This is a genomic window from Arthrobacter sp. SRS-W-1-2016 (assembly GCF_002009585.1).
Taxonomy (GTDB): domain Bacteria; phylum Actinomycetota; class Actinomycetes; order Actinomycetales; family Micrococcaceae; genus Arthrobacter; species Arthrobacter bambusae_A.
The window spans coordinates 1-16,880 of sequence record NZ_MTPV01000074.1 but is presented as its reverse complement, the minus strand read 5'-3'; the positions used below and the strand labels follow the sequence as shown (position 1 = coordinate 16,880).

The following is a 16,880-nucleotide window of genomic DNA, read 5'->3' as shown; positions in this document are numbered from 1 at the left end:
CTGTGAATTCGGATTTTGATTGTTTTCGTGTTCAACCTGCGCGAGCGAAGGCGTACCCTACATTCATACGCCGCCTGGGGGCCCTCGTCTCGTGGAGGAGCCATGCGCAGCTTGGATCAGCGTTTCAGGAAGCACGGCCCGCGAGCGGCCGGAATTCGCCGGATAGGCAACCCCAAAAAGTACAAGCGGATCGTGGCCGTCCTGGGCGCCCTCCTGCTCACGGCGGGAGCCCTCACCGGAGTCGCCGCTCCCGCCCGGGCGGCAGCCCAGACCATCGTGAGTTTGACCTTCGACGACGGCAACGGCAACCAGCTTGCCGCCGAGCAGGTGTTGAAAGCCCACGGTCTGGTGGGAACCTTCTTCATCACCACCAGCTGGATCGGCACCCCGGGGTACCTCACGCAGACCGACCTGCACACCATCGCGGGCGACGGTAACGAGATCGGGGGCCACACGGTTACCCACCCGGATCTCACCACGCTCACCTCGGCAGCCGCCAGCGCCGAGATCTGCAACGGCAAGTCGACGCTCGAAAGCTGGGGATTCCAGGTGAACAACTTCGCCTATCCTTTTGCTGCCGAGAACGCGTCCGTTCAATCTGATGTGAAGAACTGTGGATTTGCCAGCGGCCGCGGGCTCGGCGACATCCGTTCACCCGCGAGCTGCCCAAGCTGCCCGTTCGCTGAGACCCTTCCTCCGGCAAACCCCCTGGTCACCAAGGCCCCGGACGAAGTCGACAGCACCTGGACCCTGCAGAATCTGGAGGACCTGGTCACTAACGCCGAAAGCACCGGAGGGTGGCTGGAGTTGACGTTCCACCACATCGCAGTGGGCACTGATCCCACCCTGACCATCAGCCCAACACTCTTTGACACGTTCGTCACCTGGCTGGCCGCACGGACTGCCAACGGGACCACATCGGTACGGACCGTCGCCCAGGCCTTGGGGCAGCCCACCACCCCGCCACCACCACCGCCGCCACCGGCGTCGAGCCCCTTCACGGATGTCCCCAGCAACTACACGTACATCACCGAAATCACGTGGCTCGCAACCCAAGGCATTTCGACCGGCTGGGTCGAAGCAAACGGGACCAGGACGTACCACCCGCTGGAACCCGTGAACCGCGACGCGATGGCGGCCTTCATGTACCGGCTCGCGGGCAGCCCGGCCTTCTCGCCCCCGGCCGTTTCTCCGTTCGCCGACATGACGACGCAAACCCCGTTCTACAAGGAAATCACGTGGCTCTCGACGCAGGGCATCTCTACCGGCTGGGACGAAGGAAACGGCATCAGGACGTACCGCCCGCTGCAGCCCGTGAACCGGGATGCCATGGCGGCCTTCATGTACCGGCTCGCGGGCAGCCCGGCCTACGCGGCCCCGGCAGCCTCACCGTTCACTGACGTGACACCGCAGACTCCGTTCTACAAGGAAATCAACTGGCTCTCGACCACGGGAATCTCCACCGGGTGGACTGAGTCGAACGGCACCAGGACGTATCGGCCGGTCACCGCCGTCGCACGGGATGCCATGGCAGCCTTCATGTACCGCTACAACACCAGTTTCCCGAGGAGCTAAGCGGAATTCCCCCAGGAGCTCACCGCGGAAAACCGCAGATCGGGCCGGCGCTTGGCAATCCCGTCCAGAACGGTGGAGACCGCGTCCCGGACCACCGCAGCGTCACCGCCCGTATCGCGAACGGCGTCGAGCGCTACGGCGGCGTGCCGCAGGAACGCGTCCCAATCGCCTCCGCCGGCACGGAGTGCCCTCCATGGCGACATCAGGGCGGCGCGGCGAAGCCATTCGTCTGGTTCCTGCGCCCACCGGTCCAGCACGCCGTCAGCGCGCGACCTTAGCTGCCCTTCCAGCCCGGCGATCAACGGCCCGATCACGTCGACCGCCAGCGGATCGACCAATTCGCGGAGCCTTCCTTCGCGGACAAAACCCTCAAGCCTGGTCAGATCGGTATTGATCAGCAGCTGGACGTTTGACTGCAACAGGACGATTGCCGCGAGCCTTCGTTCGAAGACGGGAACCTCCCACAATTCCGAGCTCAGGGCAGTGACTTCGTCGTGCTCGAGTCCCGGGTACTTGCGGAGGGCGTCGCGGACTGTTCCGCGGACGGCACCCACGGAGGAGCCGTAATAACGGTGGCCTCCTCCGAGCCGGCTCTGCATGTCTTCTGCGCGGATCCAGGAGCTTTCACGGCGTAAAGCCTCATCGATGAACTCGCCGGCGTCACTCATGCGAAACATTCTTCCGCAATAGCGCGTGCGTTCAGACGTACTCGCCAAACCAGGCCAGCATGTCCCGCCACGCAGCGGTCGCTTGCGCTTCGTTGTACCGTTCGGTGGTGTCGTTGTGGAATGCATGGTCGACGCCGGGATAGACAGTGAGCTTGTGGCGCACATCGGTGGCAGCCAGGGCATCCCGAAGGGCAGGCATCGCGCCGGTAATGCGCTGGTCGAGTTCGGCGTAGACGCCAAAGACGGCAGGTTTGATGGATGGGACTTTTTCGAGATCGGGGGCGGGTCCATAGAAGGCGGCAGTGGCTTTCAGCCTCGGTATTTCCGTCGCGCATTGCCAGGTGATGCCGCCGCCAAAACAATAGCCGTTCATCGCGATCCGCTCTCCGTCAACGTCATCCAGGGACCGGATATAGTCGAAACCCGCCGAGAAGTCGGAGACGTGGCGTTCAGCTCCGGCCCCGGTCAGGGCTCCGGGTACGGCGTCGGGATCCAGGCTCGATGTGCCTCCTTCCCTGCTGAGGAGATCCGGGGCCAAGGCAACGTATCCGGCTTGCGCGAAACGCCGCACGACGTCCTGGATATGCGGTGTCAGTCCGCGGTTCTCGTGGCAAACCAGCACCGCCGGCCCAGCGCCGGCCGTGTCGGGCCGCGCAAGGTAGGCGCTGATTTCGGTTCCGCCGGCGGGGAACCGGACCGTGGCCGCCTCCAATCCGGGCGCGCCCTCGGGAACGGAAAGAGGGCTCTTCGCTCCAGGTACGGCCCCGGCCATCGCCGTCGTAACCGGCCGGACGGACGACGCGTCCGGTCCTGGCATGGGATCACCGCTTCGCGGGACCTCCTCCGGAGTGCATCCGAGCTGCAGCATCGTCGAGGACGCGGCAGCCATGCTCCCGGTGATGAATGCGAGCCGACGGACGAATGCCCGCTGAGACATGTCTCCCGAGCGGTAATCGTCGAAGAATTCCTCGACCAAGTACTTTTCAAATTTCCCGAGCTGGATCATGGAAGGCCTCCTGGGTCTGCCGCATATCTTCCTCCCAAGGCCGGCGACCGGCAAGGGCAGCAAACGATGGGGAAAGCAGCCCGGCAGTGAGAGACTCGGTTCCATGCGCGAATTCGTGGTCCTCGGCACCGCTTCCCAGGTCCCCACCCGGACCCGCAACCACAACGGATATGTGCTCCACTGGGACGGGGAGGGCCTGCTCTTCGACCCTGGAGAAGGCACCCAGCGCCAAATGATCCAGGCGGGTGTCTCGGCCAGCCAGATCACCCGCATCTGCATCACCCATGTCCACGGCGACCACTGCCTGGGGCTTCCAGGGGTGCTTTCCCGCATGGCCCTGGACCGGGTACCTCATCCGGTCCACTTGCACTACCCCGCATCCGGCGAGGACATGATCCGTGCGCTCGTTGCCGTGGCCTCACCCGGCGTCGACCTTCGCCTGCATCCGCATGGCGGCGCAGGAGCCGTCGCCCCGGGACTGGAGGTGCGCCCGCTCTTGCACCGGATCGAGACCTACGGCTACAGGGTTGCAGAACGCGACGGTCGCAGCCTTCTTCCGGAGCGGCTGGCGGCGGCCGGGATTGCCGGGCCGGACATCAGCCTCCTCCAGCAGGACGGGAAACTGGGCGGGGTGCGCTTGGAGGATGTGAGCGTGCTGAGGCCCGGGCAGAGCTTTGCTTTCGTCATGGACACGGCGCCATGCGCCGGTGCGGAGGAACTCGCCGAGGGCGTCGATCTTCTCGTCGCGGAGTCCACTTTCAGCGACGACGACGGCGAGCTCGCCGCCCAATACCGTCACCTGACGGCGGGCCAATCGGGCGCATTGGCTGCCACCGCCCACGCTGGCATGCTCATCCTCACCCACTTCTCGTCGCGCTATGCCGACGTCGGCCTGCTCGCGGAGCAAGCCCGCGCGCGGTCGGGAGGGATTCCGGTGCTCGCGGCGAACGACTTGGACCGGATTCCCTTTCCAAAACGGCAACGGTGGTCATAGCTGGTGAGGGTGGCATTGCCGAGGTCCCGGACCTAAAACGAGTACACGCCACTCGTTTCAGATCGTAGGAAAAGACGGTTGAATATATGTAGGAACAGATTCGGCACTTCGACAGCTACCGGCCCTGACGGGTCCGGAAAAGACGGGGCCGACGGCGGGAGGGCCCCTGGAGCCCGGGGCTCGGGGCTCTCTACCCCAGACGCCGCCGGCCCCCCGGTCTGTGCTGTTCTGGCTTGGTTGGGTGCGTCGGCTCTTACTTGGTGGCTGCCGCCAGGTAGCCGGCCGGAAATGTCGGTGCCCGCACTGAAGATGTCTGCGTGTTGATCTTTCCTATCAGAAAAGCCCAGCCCGCCGCTGCCGTCCCGCGCGGCCGGATCGGCTACGACATCTCTGCTGAGCGGCTGCTGCTCCACACAATTCAGCCGAAGGAAGTGCTCGAGGCCCTCCTCTCGACTGGCGTCCATGTTCCGGACAACTCATTGGTCGATCCGTTTCATGAGGACGCCTATGACTGGATGCGCCGGCAGATGGCAGCCCGGCTGACCACCCAGGGTGGCGGGGCCGTCTGGTTCTGGGCCCAAACTCCGCGTCAGGACCTGGTGGACTCGTGCCGGCGAGCCAAGGGCAAGGTTCTGCTGACCTGCAGGGTGCCGCGGGATCGGGTACTGCTTTCGCACTACCACGACTGGCATTCGGCCCTGAACCGGTTCCCGCATGTCCCGGATCTCCCAGGCGAGGGCGACGACGACTACTTCGCCCGGAGGGACCTTGTGTTCGACGATTTCGAGGACCGGCTTAGGACAGCCGGAGCGTGGGGCGCGGAAATTGGGGCATGGCCGGAGGAGCTGCGGACTGAAGTGGAGCGGGGTTGGGAGAACATTCTGGAGCCGTCCAACTACGGCCGCTCCGAGTTGTGGCAGGCCACGACGCATGTGCTGCATGCCGAGGACGTCGTGGAGGCTGTGTGGATCGAACATTGAGGAGCTCTTGGTCCATCCCCCGGGCTCATGCCCTGGGCCAATGTCCTGGAGATAGTGTCAGTGCCCGCCGATAGGTTCACCTTGAAATGATTGCCGAGAAAAGGATCCTCCCCGGTATGTCCGCACCAGCTTCGTTTGAATCAACGCCGGCGAAATCCGTCATGCCTGCTTGGTACCCGGAGCTGCTGGCTTCGGTGTCACGTCAGATCCATTCCGGCAGGACCAGGGCAGTCTCAGCCGCCAACCGGGAGATGCTCCTTTCCTACTGGGCCATTGGTAAGCAACTGGCCGAGCGGGAGTCCGCGGAAGGGTGGGGCAGCAAAGTGGTCACGCGGCTCTCGGCAGACATCCGGTCGGCCTTCCCTGAGGCGAAGGGCTTCTCACCACGAAACCTCCGGTACATGAAGTCTTTTGCAGAGGCTTGGCCGGACTTCCCAATGTTGCAACAGTCTGTTGCAACATTGCCGTGGGGCCACAACGTCATCCTGCTCGACAAACTGGCGGACCAAGCTGACAGGGTCTGGTACGCCGACCAGGCCCTGGCGGAAGGCTGGTCGCGAAGCGTCTTGGCAGTCCAGATCGAAACCCGGCTTCACGAACGCTCCGGCAAGGCGATCACCAACTTCAAGGCGACCATGCCGCCGTCGGACTCTGATCTTGCCCAACAGTCGTTCAAAGACCCCTATGTCTTCGATTTCGTCGCCATGAGTGGCAAGCGGGACGAGCGCGACCTTGAAAACCAGTTGATCCGGCACGTTGAGAAGTTCCTCTTGGAACTTGGCCAAGGCTTCGCGTTCGTGGGCCGGCAGGTAAGGCTCACCATCAGCAGCGACGAGTTCTTCACGGATCTGCTGTTCTACAACTTCAAACTGCGATGCTTCGTGGTCATTGAACTGAAGGCCACCGCCTTCAAACCCGAATACCTAGGCCAAATCAACATGTACATGTCCGCCGTCGACGATCTGCTCGCGCACGCCGACGATCAGCCAACCATTGGGCTCCTGCTATGCAAGACCAAAAACAACGTAGTGGCCGAATATGCGCTGCGCGGGTTCAACAAGCCCGTTGGTATCGCAGAATGGGAAGCTGAGATCGCAGGGTCGCTCCCCGAAATCGCATCAACGCTGCCGAGCATCAGCGAGCTGGAGGCTGAGCTTTCGCAGGGCATCAGCAGCAAGCCGGTCGAGCAGCGGGAACCGGTGTGGGGGTCTCCCAGCGACGGCGCTTAATTGTCGAGTGCCTCCTGAGATGCTGGGGGCATGGATGGAAGGACAGCCTGGAGCGCGGAGAGTAGGGCGGCCGTGGAGGCCGTTGCCGCGTCCGTTGCCGTGCTTGCCGCCTTCGCTCAGGACGCTGGTCCCTCCGAAGGCGCCGATCCGCTCCGAGATCTGGCGGATGGTTGCCTGGACGGCCTGGCCGAAGTGGCCATGCTGGAAGCCCGGATCGCCGCGCTGAAGGCGAAGCTCGCCGCGGATTATGTCCAGGCGGCCATCGACCTGGCGCCGCCGGCGTCCTCGCCACAGGAATCCACCGCCCAGGAACTTGCCCTGATCGCCGAGGTCGCCTGCGTCCTGACCGTCAGTGAACGAACCGCCGGGGCCCTCCTGGTCGAATCCCGGTCCCTGACCACGACGCTGCCGCTGACCCTGAAGGCCCTGCAGTCCGGAACGATCTCCTGGCAGCACGCCCGGATCATCGTCGACGAAACAAGCGGCCTTGGCCCAGCCGGGGCAGCCGCCCTGGAAGCGCACTTCCTGGACCCCGATGCTCCCAACCCTGCCCGGGGCTGCCCGGCCGGGGACCTCGTCCCGTCCCGGTTCCGGGCCAAAGCACGCACCTGGCGCGAACGCCACCACCCCGTCAGCATCGAATCGCGCCACGCCAAGAGCGCCGAAGACCGGCGGGTCGAATACCTCCCGGACCGCGACGGAATGGCCTGGCTCTCCGCCTGCCTCCCGGCGGCCACCGCCGCGGGGATATGGGAACGGACCACCGCCGCCGCCCGCGCCCTCCAAGGCCCCGACGAGACCCGGCCCCTCGCCCAGCTCCGCGCTGACATCACGGCCACCTGGCTCCTCACCAACACCACCGGCGGTGTGCCCGACGGCGGCCTGCCGGGCGTTGTGCCCGACTGCGGCCTGGCGGGCGGCGGACGCGTGGAACCGGGCCTGACGGGGCGCATTCCGTCCCCGCGGGCGCAGGTGCTGGTCACCGTCCCGATCCTGTCCCTGCTGGGCGTCACGGAGGAATCGGCCATGCTGGACGGGTATGGGCCGATCCCGCCGTCCATGGCCAGGAGCCTGATCGCCGACGGCGCTGACTCTTTTCACCGCGTCTTGATCGACCCCCGCGACGGCGCTCCGCTGGAAATCGGGCGGACGAGCTACCGCCTCACCAAGGCCCAGCGCCGGTGGCTGCGGCTCCGCGACGGCAAATGCCCTTTCCCCGGCTGCAACAACCACTCCCTGGACAACGACGCGGACCATCTCTTGGGCTGGGCCGACGGCGGCACCACCGGCATCACCAACCTCGGCCAACCCTGCCCCAAGCACCACCGTCTCCGACATCGGACCGGATGGACTCCCTCCCCGGCCAGCAAAGACCACCCGCCGGGCTGGACCTCACCATCCAAACGGCACTACTCCAGCGAACAGCAGGACTGGGAACCACCCCGCTGGCCACACCACTTCACGATCATCGACACGGACCTGGACACCGGTGCGCCACCGGGCCATGAGCTGCCGGCACATCCGGAATTTCTGCTGGATCCGGAACTGCCGCGGGATCCCTTCCCGGACTGGTGCTCCTTCACGTCCGCACATCCATGGCCCGACCCCGACGACATGGACGTTGACCACGGTCCAGTCGATCCTGGGGATCCGGATTGGCCCGTGCGGCTGAACGACCCCTACCCGGAATGTCCCGAGTTCCAAACCGCCTGATCCACTGGAAGTCCGTGCAGGAGGGACGCAGGCCACAGCATCCGGAGCGTCCTGTCCGGGAGCTGCCTGAACTCGTGTACCTAGTATGCTCAACCCCACGAGTGACCAACAGGAGGCTGAAGTGGTCGAAGTGACTGTGCACGAGGTAGTGGCCGAGCTGGCCGCGCTCGAGGACCCGAAGGCTCGCGCGGTGAACGAAAAACACGGTGACGATCACGGTGTGAACCTCGGCAAACTTCGTGCCCTCGCGAAGCGGTTGAAGACGCAGCAGGAACTCGCGCACCAGCTCTGGGCGACGGATGAAACGGCCGCCAGGCTTTTGGCCATCCTGATCTGCCGTCCGAAGGGGTTCCACCGTGATGAGTTGGACGTCATGTTGCGCCAGGCGCGGACTCCGAAGGTGCACGACTGGCTCGTCAATTACGTGGCGAAGAAGAACCCGCACTGCGAAGAATTGCGTCTTGCCTGGTTCACCGATCCGGATCCGGTGGTCGCGAGTGCCGGTTGGGCGTTGACGAGCGAACGGGTGGCGAAGATTCCGGAGGGCCTGGATCTCGCAGGATTGCTCGACGTCATCGAGGCGGAGATGGAAGACGCGCCGGATCGCCTGCAATGGGCCATGAACCAGTGCTTGGCCCAGATCGGGATCGAACACGCCGAGCATCGCGCCCGCGCCATTGACATCGGTGAGCGCTTGGGGGTGCTCAGGGATTATCCGACTCCCCCGAACTGCACGTCTCCGTTCGCACCCATCTGGATCAGCGAGATGGTGCGCCGAATGCAGGATAAGTAGGAATTGAACGGGCCATCCGACCCTCTACCCCCTACAGTGTCGGCTGGCACTTTCGCTGGCCGAGGAGGGTAAATCTGGCGGATCCCGCGCCAATCCGACCCGGTACCGGTGCAGCTCCGGTTTCAGCCCTTGACGATGGACATCGGCAAAAGGCCCCCTGGCGTGGAAGGGGCGATGCTGTCCAGCTGCCATCCATCCACGGATGCCAGGAACACAGCGGTCTGCGACACCGAGTAGCCCGACGGGACGTTGCTTGGCCCGTTCGCCGCCGAGGCCTGGTGTTCTTCCGTGAGTTCCTTGAAATGGACGCTTGCCGTCGACCCGCTCACCTCCACGGATTCCACCATGATCTTCGTCGAAAAGTCCGTGTACCAAAAGCCCTTTGACTTGAACCCGGCCTTTGACCGGGCCACCACCGGAAGGTCCCGCGCGCGCTTGGCCCGGTACGCCGCCGTCGTCTCCCCTTCGGCCAGGCGCGGAGCCGGGGGATTGTCGAGGACGGTGGCGTTTCGGTCCTCGACAGCAGTCTGGATGATCGCCAAGAGCTCCGACGACGACGGGCTGGGCACCGCTGTTGTGGAGGAGTCGACCGGGAGCGGCCCGGCCGTCGTCTGGCACCCCGCGAGGGCCAACCCGAACAGCACGGCGACGGCGGCCACAGTGCGCGGATGCTTCATCCTTGGCCCCCTCGCTGTGGATGTCCCCACAGCCTACGCGCGTTTCGCGAATTCAATGCGTATGTATTCGAGCTCTTCGCGTGGGAGGACAGCAGTCACAACCCCACCCTGTTCAAGTGACGCGCCAACCCCGTACACGAGGGGATCCGCGTCGATCTCCACACCCTGCACTTCGACGCCGTCAATCCATACGGTTACGACGCGGCTGCCCGGACGATTACTGAGGTCCCCGGCGTTACGGTCCCACGCGATGCCTCCGGGCCATTCACTCCGGTAGCGATTCACGAGGATGTGGTTCATGTGTTCTGTCAGCACCTGGGCCGGGGATGAGCGTTCGGAAGGGGCCCGATGCCACGTGGTCCGCACGGCCTCCCAGAGCTGCGGGTATCGCATCCGTTGAACCCCTTCAATCAGTCATGCCGGTCGCGGCCATGGCGGAACGTCTTCGATCGACCTTCGCGTTTGCTCGTCGAGCTCGGCCAGATTCATCGGGTCGGATCGGTCAGCGGGATTGCGCCACAGCGTATAGGTGATGCTCGCCGACATCTCGTTATATCCGCGGGAGTCCCGCCCGTACTGTATGCCGACCACATCCGGATCTTCCAGCGATGGCTGGGGCACCAGTCCCACGATGGGGATCGGCATCAATTCCAGACGCCTGCCCTGCTCCAGACGCGGGTCTGGCGCGTCTTCGGGGAGCACTCCATCGAATCTCACCTGCCGATTGTGCGTCGGCCCCGAGTGGTTGGCAATACCGCCGATGCAAGGAATCTGCCTTTCGGGCGCCACGGATGCGCCGTACCTCCCAAGAATGTTCCCCGCCGCGGGTGAGAATTGGCACCATGCCTACGCGTATCGCCCACTTGAACGCCGTAATGCCCGAGCCGTGCAAGGGGACCGTTCCGGTGGTCCAGTCCCCGTCCTCGTGAAAAACAACGCGGGGTCACTTAGCGCCCATTCCGATGCCTTGGATGGGCGATAAGTGACCCCGCGTTGCCGGCCGCCAGGAAGGGGGAGGGATTAAAACTCCCAGTCCTCATCCTCGGTATTGACAGCCTTGCCGATCACATAGGAAGACCCCGACCCAGAGAAGAAGTCGTGGTTCTCGTCAGCGTTGGGTGACAGGGCCGACAGGATGGCCGGGTTCACGTCGGTGACGGAGGCCGGGAACATGGCCTCGTAGCCGAGGTTCATGAGGGCCTTGTTGGCGTTGTAGTGCAGGAACTTCTTCACGTCCTCCGCGAGGCCGACGCCGTCGTAGAGGTCGTGGGTGTACTGGACTTCGTTTTCGTACAGCTCGAAGAGCAGCTCAAACGTGTAGTCCTTGATTTCCTGGCGCTTCTCCTCGGAGACCTTCTCAAGCCCCTTCTGGAACTTGTACCCGATGTAGTAGCCGTGCACGGCTTCGTCGCGGATGATCAGGCGGATGAGGTCTGCCGTGTTCGTGAGCTTGGCACGCGAAGACCAGTACATCGGAAGGTAGAACCCGGAGTAGAACAGGAACGATTCCAGCAGCGTCGAAGCGACCTTGCGCTTCAGGGGATCGTCGCCTTGGTAGTAGTCCATGACGATCTGCGCCTTCTTCTGCAGGTTCTCGTTCTCGAGGGACCAGCGGAAGGCGTCGTCGATCTCCTTGGTGGAGCACAGGGTGGAGAAAATCGAGGAATACGACTTCGCGTGCACCGACTCCATGAAGGCGATGTTCGTGTACACGGCCTCTTCGTGCGGGGTGATGGCGTCCGGGATCAAGGACACAGCGCCCACGGTTCCCTGGATGGTGTCCAGCAGGGTCAGGCCCGTGAAGACGCGCATGGTGAGCTGCTGCTCGTCCGGCGTCAGGGTGTGCCAGGACTGGACGTCGTTGGACAGCGGCACCTTCTCCGGCAGCCAGAAGTTGTTGACCAGGCGGTTCCAGACCTCCACGTCCTTGTCATCCTGGATGCGGTTCCAGTTGATCGCTTCGACGTGGCTAAGCAGCTTGACCTTCTCGGTCATTTCGTCCCCTTAACGTATGTGTTCTTTAAGGTAAGCGTACGACGCCGGGCGCTCGCCCGGCGTCGTACTCTTCAGTTTTGAGGCGCGGCGGCTGCCGCAAATAAACAACCGAAAACAGTTACAGCATGCAGGAAACGCAGCCCTCAACCTCGGTGCCTTCCAGCGCGAGCTGGCGGAGGCGGATGTAGTAGAGCGTCTTGATGCCCTTGCGCCATGCGTAGATCTGCGCCTTGTTGATGTCACGCGTGGTGGCAGTGTCCTTGAAGAACAGCGTCAGGGACAGGCCCTGGTCCACGTGCTGCGTGGCAGCGGCGTAGGTGTCGATGATCTTCTCGTAGCCGATCTCATACGCGTCCTGGTAGTACTCCAGGTTGTCGTTGTCAAGGTACGGAGCCGGGTAGTAGACGCGGCCGATCTTGCCTTCCTTGCGGATTTCGATCTTGGCGGCCACCGGGTGGATCGACGACGTCGAGTTGTTGATGTAGCTGATGGAACCGGTGGGCGGTACGGCCTGCAGGTTCTGGTTGTAGATGCCGTGCTCCATGACGGAAGCCTTCAGCTCGCGCCAGTCGTCCTGCGTCGGGATGTGAATACCGGCGAAGAGCTCGCTCACCCGCTCGGTCTCCGGAGCCCACACCTGCTCGGTGTACTTGTCGAAGAACGTGCCGCTGGCGTACGTGGAGTTCTCGAAGCCTCCGAAGGGCTGGCCGGTCTCGATGGCCAGCTTGTTCGAGGCACGGATTGCGTGGAACAGCACCGTGTAGAAGTAGATGTTGGTGAAGTCCAGGCCCTCTTCGGAACCGTAGTGGACGTGCTCGCGGGCAAGGTAGCCGTGCAGGTTCATCTGGCCGAGACCGATGGCGTGGCTCTGGGCGTTGCCCTGCGCGATGGACGGCACCGAGTTGATGTAGGACATGTCCGACACTGCGCTCAGGGCACGGATGGACGTCTCGATCGACAGGCCGAAGTCCGGGGAATCCATGGTCTTGGCGATGTTCATCGAGCCAAGGTTGCAGGAGATGTCCTTGCCGACTGTCTCGTAGCTGAGGTCCTCGGCGTAGATGGACGGCGTGGAAACCTGCAGGATCTCCGAGCACAGGTTGCTCATGGTGATCTTGCCCGCGATCGGGTTGGCCCGGTTCACGGTGTCCTCGAACATGATGTACGGGTAGCCGGACTCGAACTGGATCTCCGCGAGGGTCTGGAAGAACTCGCGGGCGCTGATCTTGGTCTTCTTGATCCGGGAGTCGTCCACCATCTCGTAGTACTTCTCGGTGACCGAGATGTCCGAGAACGGGACGCCGTAGACGCGTTCGACGTCGTACGGGGAGAAAAGGTACATGTCCTCGTTCTTCTTGGCCAGCTCGAACGTGATGTCCGGGACCACCACGCCGAGGGACAGCGTCTTGATGCGGATCTTCTCGTCGGCGTTTTCACGCTTGGTGTCCAGGAAGCGATAGATGTCCGGGTGGTGCGCGTGCAGGTACACGGCACCCGCACCCTGGCGGGCACCGAGCTGGTTGGCGTAGGAGAAGCTGTCTTCAAGGAGCTTCATGACCGGGATGACGCCGGAGGACTGGTTCTCGATCTGCTTGATCGGGGCGCCGTGCTCGCGGATGTTGGTCAGCGAGAGCGCCACGCCGCCGCCGCGCTTGGACAGCTGCAGCGCCGAGTTGATGCCGCGGGCGATCGACTCCATGTTGTCTTCGATGCGCAACAGGAAGCAGGAGACCAGCTCGCCGCGCTGGGCCTTGCCGGCGTTGAGGAACGTGGGAGTGGCGGGCTGGAAGCGGCCGTCGATGATCTCGTCGACGAGGCGGCCGGCCAGCTCCTCGTTGCCGCGGGCAAGGTGCAAGGCAACCATGCAGACGCGGTCTTCGTAGCGCTCCAAGAAACGCTTGCCGTCGAAGGTCTTCAGCGTGTAGGAGGTGTAGAACTTGAAGGCGCCGAGGAAGGTCTCGAATCGGAACTTCTTCTTGTAGGCGCGGTTGAACAGGTCACGGATGAAGTTCATCGTGTACTGATCGAGGGTCTCGCGCTCGTAGTACTGGTTCTTGACCAGGTAGTCCAGCTTCTCTTCCAGGTCATGGAAGAAGACGGTGTTGTTGTTCACGTGCTGCAGGAAGTACTGGTGCGCGGCCTCGCGGTCGGCTTCGAACTGGATTTCCCCGTTCGGACCGTAGAGGTTCAACATGGCATTGAGCTCATGGTAGCCAAGGCCCTTGTAGGCCTCCGGCAATGGCTTCTTGGCCTTGGCGGTGTCCATAGCGCCCTTGGTTACTTCTGTATCTGCGACAGTCGTGTCCAAAACTTTTCCAATCCTTGATTGACCCGGTCAACATCTTCCGGAGTCCCCATGAGTTCGAATCGATAAAGAAGCGGAACCCGGCATTTGGTGGCGATGATGTCTCCCGCCATGCAGTAGTTTTCCGCGAAGTTCGTGTTTCCTGCTCCGATGACGCCGCGGATCAGTTCCCTGTTCTGCGGGTTGTTCAGAAACCTGATGACCTGCTTGGGCACCGATCCTTCGCCGTTCGTGCCACCATACGTGGGCAACACGAGGACGTAGGGTTCCAGTGCGAGCAGCGGCGCGTCCTTGGCATGGAGCGGGATGCGTGCCGCGTCCACGCCGAGCTTCTGGACGAAGCGCTTGGTGTTCTCAGATGTGGAGGAAAAGTAGATGAGGTGGCTCCGCGTGCTGACAGCTTCAGCCATTGTTTGAGCAGGTGCTGTTGCCAGCGCTGCCATGGGAGTCACCTCGACTACATTGGAATGCTTTGTTGTTGCGGCGGAGTCCCGAAAGACTAGGCCACCGAAGCGGCAGCCAGTGCCAGTTCTTCGATCTTGTCCGGACGGAATCCTGACCAGTGGTCCTGCTCGGTCACCACAACGGGGGCCTGCATGTATCCAAGGGCCTTCAGGCGCTCAAGGGCCTCGGCATCCTGTGAGATGTCAACGCTCTGGTAGGCGATGCCCTTTTTGTCGAGTGCACGGTAAGTCGCGTTGCACTGAACACAGGCCGGCTTCGTGTAAACCGTAACAGTCATGGTCCCTGTCCCCTTTGTTGAAGTCTTTGCTCTTCGTTCGGCAGGCCCCGACCGGAACTGATTCCGTCTCCGATACTGGCCCGCTGGCCGCCAAGGCGGCCCAACTATCTATTCACGTCTTGCATTCACGTCTTGCATTCATGTCTTGTGCTGGTTTCCCGCCCAATCCGTAAATCGATACTACATGTAGTGCAAGCGCCTCGGCGGAACCCCAAGATGATGTATTACAAGTATGTCATTTTACGCACCGGTAGTCCACAGGCGCAGGGGGTAAAAATGTCCGGAAATCCGCCAAATCCGGAGACGTCATCCACACCCTGTGGACTACTTAGCCACATTTAATCGCCAGCGTGTCGCCAGGATCCCGGCGTGTCGCGGCATCCTGCAAACGCCGTCCCGTGAGTCGCCCGCCACACTTCCCGACGCCGGACAGGCATCAAACCCGGCGGCTGCGGAGACCGAATTCACACCGATATGCTGGTTTCCACGGTCTTTCGGCCGGCACCGAGCCTAAGGATCACTGATGGTCAACCTCCTCCACCTGCGGACACTGCTTGAAGTCACGCGGCTCGGTTCCTTCGCGGCAGCCGCCGCGCGGCTCGGCTACACCGCCTCGGCCGTATCCCAACAGATGGCAGCATTGGAACGGGACACCGGCGTCGAACTCTTCCACCGCTCCGCACGCAGCGTGGTTCCCACGGAAGCGGCCCTGACCATGGTGCGCCATGCCTCCAAAGTGCTCACCGACGTCGAGACCTTGCTGGCGGCAGCCTCGAGGAGCACCGACTCCCCCGTCCAGGAACTGCGGCTCGGCATCTTCCCAAGCCTTGCAACCTACGTCCTGCCGGACATCCTCCGGAACCCGCGCTGGAAGAAGCTGGGAATAGAACTCCGCGTGTGGGTGGCCGAGCCGTCCCAGACCATCCAAGGCCTGCGCACCGGCGGCGAACTGGACCTCGCACTCGTGTACCAAGTGGGCCAGTCAGGGCTCGCGTGGCCACACACCCTGGAGCGGCAGTGGATCGGCGACGACGACTTCCGGGTGGTGCTCCCGGCATCGTGGGGCATCCGGGAGGACGCCGAAATGCAGGCCTCGCAACTCTCGGACATGCCCTGGATCATGCACCACCCGGGCACCAGCGACGCGGTGGTGATCGAACGCCTGTTTGCCAGCTGCAATCTGCACCCACGCGTCGCGGCCTACAGCGATGACTTCCACGCAAGCCTCGAGATGGCGGCAGCGGGGCTCGGCGCCGCCCTGGTTCCGGAACTGGCGCTGCGGCACCGGCCGCCCGGCGTCGTGGTTCTCGATGTTCCGGACATCCGGCTCGCCCGCAATGTGTTCGCCCTCCTCCTCAATGAGAAGCGAACGGCCCAGGTGCAGCTCTTCACGGAATTGCTGGCCGACACGCTGCACGGGAGCGCCGCAACCGTCCGGGCCGGCAGCGCCGCGACGATGCCCAAAACCACTCAAAAGTCAACGCCCAAACCCCGCACCTGAAATCTTCCCGGATGCTGGAACACGCCGCTTGTTTGGGACTATCTTGAAGACATGAGCAAGGTAGCGAGCAAACATTTTGGGGAGATCGAGCTCAACCACGGGCGGGAGCGCTGTTACGTGGCTTCCCACGAGCTCGCCGGAAATCCTCTCGAACTGGACCTGAACGTCACGGCGCATGACCACTTCGACGAGAAGGCACTCCACAAGGTGGACTACCGCCTGGGCTACCTCCCCGAATTGGTGGACCAGGTCCGGGACATGATCGCCGAGGAGCTGGAGCAGGACGGCACCAACTCCCAGCAGTTCCTGCACTTCCACTCCAACCAGCTCAAAGAAGAGCAACTGGAGGCGGTGTTCGGCGTCCGCGACAAGACGCAGCTCACCAAGGACGTTTTCCTCAAAGCCCTCAAACTGGGCCATGTGGCGATCTACCCCGGCCAGCCGGAACGCTATTTCGTCCTGGATTTCACTCTGGGCTCGCACTTCACCGACGAACTGCTGGTGGTTGCGGCCGATGAGGACGGCGTGGTGGACGACGAGATCCTCTGGGAGTCGTGACAAGTCGGTTTTCCCGAAGATTGAAAGAACGACGGCGGGGGGGGGGCGGGGGGGGGGGCGCCCCCGGGCGGGGTTTATAAACGTGGGTTTGATTTTGTGGTTTTTTATCAAGCGGGGGCGCGCCCGGCGTGGGGGGCGGAGCAG

17 protein-coding genes are annotated in these 16,880 nt (G+C 63.2%); 8 read left to right on the top strand and 9 right to left on the bottom strand.

The features are described from left to right. Positions 1-102: 102 nt before the first annotated feature. Positions 103-1,575, top strand: a complete 1,473-nt coding sequence (locus BMF89_RS22815; protein WP_366215031.1) for a polysaccharide deacetylase family protein — start codon at positions 103-105, stop codon at positions 1,573-1,575. Here BMF89_RS22815 and BMF89_RS19755 read toward each other — a convergent pair. Continuing rightward, positions 1,572-2,243: a DNA alkylation repair protein gene (locus BMF89_RS19755; protein ID WP_078108745.1), complete on the bottom strand. Its 672-nt coding sequence runs from the start codon at positions 2,241-2,243 to the stop codon at positions 1,572-1,574. The two genes, BMF89_RS22815 and BMF89_RS19755, sit on opposite strands and share 4 nt — an antisense overlap. 31 nt (positions 2,244-2,274) lie before the next feature. Beyond that, the gene (locus BMF89_RS19750) at positions 2,275-3,249 is read right to left on the bottom strand and encodes a dienelactone hydrolase family protein (RefSeq protein ID WP_078108744.1); all 975 of its coding nucleotides are present in this window, start codon (positions 3,247-3,249) and stop codon (positions 2,275-2,277) included. Between the two features lie 103 nt (positions 3,250-3,352). Here BMF89_RS19750 and BMF89_RS19745 point away from each other — a divergent pair, with 103 nt between their 5' ends. The 5 genes from BMF89_RS19745 (at position 3,353) to BMF89_RS19725 (ending at position 8,958) form a co-directional block, all read left to right on the top strand. Further along, positions 3,353-4,243, top strand: coding sequence for a ribonuclease Z (locus BMF89_RS19745; RefSeq protein WP_078108816.1), 891 nt, complete (start codon positions 3,353-3,355; stop codon positions 4,241-4,243). Positions 4,244-4,560: 317 nt separating this feature from the next. Continuing rightward, complete coding sequence (locus BMF89_RS19740) at positions 4,561-5,223, top strand: DUF3841 domain-containing protein (RefSeq protein ID WP_078108743.1); 663 nt, start codon at positions 4,561-4,563, stop codon at positions 5,221-5,223. Between the two features lie 116 nt (positions 5,224-5,339). Beyond that, positions 5,340-6,452: a PDDEXK nuclease domain-containing protein gene (locus BMF89_RS19735; protein WP_078108742.1), complete on the top strand. Its 1,113-nt coding sequence runs from the start codon at positions 5,340-5,342 to the stop codon at positions 6,450-6,452. Between the two features lie 30 nt (positions 6,453-6,482). Next, on the top strand, positions 6,483-8,165 hold the full coding sequence (locus BMF89_RS19730; RefSeq protein WP_078108741.1) for an HNH endonuclease signature motif containing protein: 1,683 nt from the start codon (positions 6,483-6,485) through the stop codon (positions 8,163-8,165). A gap of 121 nt (positions 8,166-8,286) precedes the next feature. Beyond that, the gene (locus BMF89_RS19725) at positions 8,287-8,958 is read left to right on the top strand and encodes a DNA alkylation repair protein (protein WP_078108815.1); all 672 of its coding nucleotides are present in this window, start codon (positions 8,287-8,289) and stop codon (positions 8,956-8,958) included. Between the two features lie 122 nt (positions 8,959-9,080). On the opposite strand, the gene BMF89_RS19720 is transcribed toward BMF89_RS19725, so the two are convergent. The 7 genes from BMF89_RS19720 to nrdH all read right to left on the bottom strand — a co-directional run bounded on the left by BMF89_RS19720 (position 9,081) and on the right by nrdH (position 14,677). Then, positions 9,081-9,635 carry a hypothetical protein gene (locus BMF89_RS19720; protein WP_139359752.1) on the bottom strand — a complete coding sequence of 185 codons (555 nt, stop codon included), beginning with the start codon at positions 9,633-9,635 and terminating at the stop codon, positions 9,081-9,083. Between the two features lie 33 nt (positions 9,636-9,668). Then, on the bottom strand, positions 9,669-10,028 hold the full coding sequence (locus BMF89_RS22520; RefSeq protein WP_253190913.1) for a hypothetical protein: 360 nt from the start codon (positions 10,026-10,028) through the stop codon (positions 9,669-9,671). 21 nt (positions 10,029-10,049) lie between these two features. Further along, positions 10,050-10,352, bottom strand: coding sequence for a hypothetical protein (locus BMF89_RS22515; protein ID WP_253190912.1), 303 nt, complete (start codon positions 10,350-10,352; stop codon positions 10,050-10,052). A 303-nt stretch (positions 10,353-10,655) separates the two neighbouring features. Then, positions 10,656-11,630 carry a class 1b ribonucleoside-diphosphate reductase subunit beta gene (nrdF, locus tag BMF89_RS19710; RefSeq protein WP_059389329.1) on the bottom strand — a complete coding sequence of 325 codons (975 nt, stop codon included), beginning with the start codon at positions 11,628-11,630 and terminating at the stop codon, positions 10,656-10,658. 118 nt (positions 11,631-11,748) lie between these two features. Continuing rightward, the gene (gene nrdE, locus BMF89_RS19705; RefSeq protein WP_078108739.1) at positions 11,749-13,896 is read right to left on the bottom strand and encodes a class 1b ribonucleoside-diphosphate reductase subunit alpha; all 2,148 of its coding nucleotides are present in this window, start codon (positions 13,894-13,896) and stop codon (positions 11,749-11,751) included. An 11-nt stretch (positions 13,897-13,907) separates the two neighbouring features. Then, a complete protein-coding gene (gene nrdI / locus BMF89_RS19700) occupies positions 13,908-14,378 on the bottom strand; it encodes a class Ib ribonucleoside-diphosphate reductase assembly flavoprotein NrdI (RefSeq protein ID WP_078108738.1) in 471 nt (156 codons plus the stop codon). A 56-nt stretch (positions 14,379-14,434) separates the two neighbouring features. Next, complete coding sequence (nrdH, locus tag BMF89_RS19695) at positions 14,435-14,677, bottom strand: glutaredoxin-like protein NrdH (protein ID WP_028267421.1); 243 nt, start codon at positions 14,675-14,677, stop codon at positions 14,435-14,437. A 523-nt stretch (positions 14,678-15,200) separates the two neighbouring features. Between nrdH and BMF89_RS19690 the strand changes: the two genes are divergently transcribed. Together BMF89_RS19690 and BMF89_RS19685 are read left to right on the top strand one after the other, a co-directional pair. Beyond that, complete coding sequence (locus BMF89_RS19690) at positions 15,201-16,178, top strand: LysR family transcriptional regulator (protein WP_078108737.1); 978 nt, start codon at positions 15,201-15,203, stop codon at positions 16,176-16,178. A 51-nt stretch (positions 16,179-16,229) separates the two neighbouring features. Further along, positions 16,230-16,736: a DUF2004 domain-containing protein gene (locus BMF89_RS19685; protein ID WP_078108736.1), complete on the top strand. Its 507-nt coding sequence runs from the start codon at positions 16,230-16,232 to the stop codon at positions 16,734-16,736. Positions 16,737-16,880: the final 144 nt, after the last annotated feature.